Source organism: Moorena sp. SIO4E2 (genome assembly GCF_010671945.1).
GTDB lineage: Bacteria > Cyanobacteriota > Cyanobacteriia > Cyanobacteriales > Coleofasciculaceae > Moorena > Moorena producens.
The window spans coordinates 1-4,050 of the sequence record NZ_JAAHIE010000608.1 but is presented as its reverse complement, the minus strand read 5'-3'; the positions used below and the strand labels follow the sequence as shown (position 1 = coordinate 4,050).

Here is a 4,050-nt window from a genome sequence, read left to right as displayed (position 1 = left end):
CTGAATCTAATTCCCCCCTTTCTTAAGGGTTCTGTATACATAACACTACTCAGCTGAATCTAATTCCCCCCTTTATTAAGGGTTCTGTATACATAACACTACTCAGCTGAATCTAATTCCCCCCTTTCTTAAGGGTTCTGTATACATAACACTACTCAGCTGAATCTAATTCCCCCCTTTATTAAGGGTTCTGTATACATAACACTACTCAGCTGAATCTAATTCCCCCCTTTATTAAGGGTTCTGTATACATAACACTACTCAACTGAATCTAATTCCCCCCTTTCTTAAGGGGGGTTAGGGGGGATCGGTATACATAACACTACTTAGCTGAATCTAATTCCCCCCTTTCTTAAGGGGGGTTAGGGGGGATCGGTATACATAACACTACTTAGCTGAATCTAATTCCCCCCTTTCTTAAGGGGGGTTAGGGGGGATCGGTATACAGAACACTACTCAACTGAATCTAATTCCCCCCTTTATTAAGGGTTCTGTATACATAACACTACTCAGCTGAATCTAATTCCCCCCTTTCTTAAGGGATCGGTATACATAACACTACTCAACTGAATCTAATTCCCCCCTTTCTTAAGGGGGGTTAGGGGGGATCGGTGTACATAACACTACTCAGCCATGATTCATAAGCTGATAGCTGAGTGCGCAGCCTGCTGATAGCTTTGTTTAATTGGCTTGGGCACTCTCAGTTGGCTTTTCAGTTTCCTGGCTGGAGGTTTTTGGTGGTACAATAGTTCCACCAACAATCTTGTCGCAAGTGCCTTCAGGAACGTAGATCCACTCTTCGGGATCGCTATCTACCGCAGCCATCCCGCCGCAATCATGCTTGCTGGTGCCACAATCGTTCATCCCCTCCTTAACGATACCAGCACATTTTTCCATTCCTGGCTTCCCGGCCAAGGCGTTTTCAGATGCTACACCTAAACCTAGAGCCAAGACACTAGTCAAGGCAGCGCTTACCATTACAGTTTTTTTGATATCTTTCATCACAGAACTCTCCCGAATATCAGAACTGACTCGTAAGTCCGTAGACAGAATTAAACTAAAACAGTGTTGGTTTAATTCCACTCTATTTAATTATTATTTAAGGTATTTAATCTAACTTAACTGAGTCTTTGAAAAGGATGAGATAACCCTGAGAAAGTTGTTAAAATGGGATAGGACATTGTCAACATCAGCTATCAGCTATCAGCTATCAGTTTTTTGATGTAAATCTATCACTCCCGGAAGTGTGGGGAGGGTGAATCGACCCAAAGCTAAGACAGAGCTTTGTAGTTAGTCCAGTAAGGGTTCAACCGTAATAATAGTTTCCTAGTAAGCGTGAGGTACATCTGAAGTTTCTGCCCTGCTCCGAAGTCCCTGCTCCGAAGTCCCTGCTCCGAAGTCCCTGCTCCGAAGTCCCTAAAACCCAGAACGAAAGTACAGCAGTCGCCAGGGCAGTTAGGACATGACAAAAGTCTCACACCCTTTGTAAGCGCAAGAGTTTGACTTCTGACTTCTGACTTCTGCTATACCTCACCTAATTTAAAACTGCTATATGTGGCAACCACTAAAACAACAACTATGGGAATGGCGCGGTGTTCTAATTACTACACCGGTGGTGGCTGGAATTGCGATCGCTTTCAGGCTACTCGGCTGGTTACAGCCTTACGAACTAGCTGCTCTCGACCAATACTTTTGTTGGCGTCCGAAGGAACCTACGGATGAACGGATTGTGATTGTGGCTATGACTGAGGCAGATTTAAAGCGTGCTGGACGGTGGCCAATCACTGATCGGATGCTTGCCCAAGTTTTAGAGAAAATCAACGCTCAAAACCCTGCAGCCATTGGTCTTGACCTGTATCGGGATTTTCCGGTTGAACCTGGTCATGCTGACTTACTCAGGGTGTTTGAAACCACACCTAACTTAGTTGCTATCGAATACATCGATCAACAAAACCCTAACAATGCGGTGCCTCCTCCACGGATTCTCAGTGAACGTGGTCTAGTGGGTGCCAATAATGTCGTAAACGATACGGATGGTATCCTGCGGCGCAGCTTACTTTCTCTGAAGGTAAATGATCGCCTACAGCCCTCCTTTAGTATGCTCCTAGCGGGGATTTATCTAGAGTCAAAAAACCTTTTTCCTGAACCATTACAGCAAGATCCCAGAATTTTCCAGTGGGGCAAGGCCATGTTTCGCCCTTTGGCCAGCAATGACGGTGGTTATGTGGGAATCGATCATGGCGGTTACCAGATTTTCTTGAACTATCGCGGACCAGCGGGAACCTTCCGCATGGTAACCATGACCGACGTTTTGGAAGATAACATTCCAGATCACTTGATCAATGATTCCATCGTTTTAATTGGTGCAACTGCGGTTAGTTTAAATGACTTTTTCTACACCCCCTACAGTAATGACACTACCATCCGGGAGTCAACGGCTGGGGTGGAAGTCCAAGCTAACATGGTCAGCCAAATTATTAGTGCTGTAGAAGATGGTCGTCCCTTGCTCAAAACCTGGTCTGAGCCTGTGGAAATCCTGTGGATTGTAGGCTGGTCTATAGTCGGTGCCACTCTAACTTGGAAATGGCGCTATCTTGGGGGTCTCGGAGGGCTGTCATTGAGGAGAATTGCGATTACCGTGGTCGCTACAGGGGCATTATTCGGAAGTACCTATGGAGCATTTTTGGGGGGTTGGTGGCTCCCGGTGATACCGCCATTGTTAGCCTTAAGTGGGTCTGCAGTTGCCATCACAGCTTCTTACGTTGCTAGCACTGCTAAAGAGATTCGTCAAACTTTTGGACGTTACCTAACTGACCAATTGGTGGCGGATTTGCTGGAGAACCCAGACAAACAAAAACTCGGGGGTGAAAGCCGGAAAATCACCATCTTGACCTCTGATTTAAGAGGCTTCACTGCAATTTCAGAACGGTTACATCCCCAAGAGGTAGTCAAAATCCTAAACATCTATTTGGGTCACATGGCGGATGTGATTACTGCTTATCAAGGAACTATCGACGAGTTGATCGGGGATGGGATTTTAGTGCTTTTTGGTGCTCCCACCCTCCAAGAGGATGATGCCCACAGAGCAGTGGCTTGTGCAGTAGCGATGCAGTTAGCCATGACCAGTGTCAATGAAGAAATCGAGCAGTTGGGCTATCCAAAACTGGAAATGGGCATCGGTATCAATACCGGTGTGGTTGTGCTTGGGAATATTGGTTCCGAAAAACGCACCAAATATAGTGTCATTGGCAGCGCTGTCAACCTGACTTACCGGATCGAATCTTATACAACTGGTGGTCAAGTTATGATTTCTCCTTCCACTTTGGAAGAAACTGGCGAATTTTTAAGAATTGACGGTCAAAAACAGGTAAAACCCAAGGGAATTAAACAGCCAATTACTATCTATGAAGTGGGTGGGATTGGGCATAATTATAACCTATTTTTACCCAAACAGCAAGAAACATTTTTCGACGTTAACCAAAAAATTGATCTACAATTTAATTATGCTTTTCTAGATGGAAAGCATATCAGTAATTCGGTCTACACTGGGCGTTTAGTAGAGATTTCAAGTAAGGGAGCTAAGCTTCGTGCTAACAGCAGCGAAATCTCTGCTATCCCTGAGCCACTAAGTAATATTAAGCTCAACTTACTCGATCCAGATAATGTGAACCAACCCAGTGAGGATATCTACGCCAAGGTTTTAGAAAAAACAGCAGAACCGGGAAGTTTTTACATCCGGTTAACTGCTGTCCCTCCGGAGATATCAGCAAAACTAAAATCTCTCTACGAGTCAGTAATCAGGAATTGATCCTAAGTTCTGTGAAGTCTAATTGAGTAACCCTTGAGTTCGGTCAAGGGTTACGGGTATAAAAAGTTACCTTGGTACAGGCAATTTGATCTGATTGAAACTCCGGTTAATCGCTGTTCGAAAAACCCTGTATCCATGGCTGCGTAAACCTTTGATTGCGTCCCTCCCACAGGCAAACTAGTCAGCGGGATTTGAGATTAGAAACCCATGGCACCAAAAAATTATAAAAATCCCCCAAAGCC

2 protein-coding genes are annotated in these 4,050 nt (G+C 44.8%); one reads left to right on the top strand and one right to left on the bottom strand.

Annotated elements, in window-relative coordinates; genetic code table 11:
- Positions 1-681 precede the first annotated feature (681 nt).
- Positions 682-1,083 carry a BufA1 family periplasmic bufferin-type metallophore gene (locus tag F6K37_RS33985; RefSeq protein WP_287255154.1) on the bottom strand — a complete coding sequence of 134 codons (402 nt, stop codon included), beginning with the start codon at positions 1,081-1,083 and terminating at the stop codon, positions 682-684.
- A 469-nt stretch (positions 1,084-1,552) separates the two neighbouring features.
- Between F6K37_RS33985 and F6K37_RS33980 the strand changes: the two genes are divergently transcribed.
- A complete protein-coding gene (locus F6K37_RS33980; protein WP_008181409.1) occupies positions 1,553-3,808 on the top strand; it encodes a CHASE2 domain-containing protein in 2,256 nt (751 codons plus the stop codon).
- Positions 3,809-4,050: the final 242 nt, after the last annotated feature.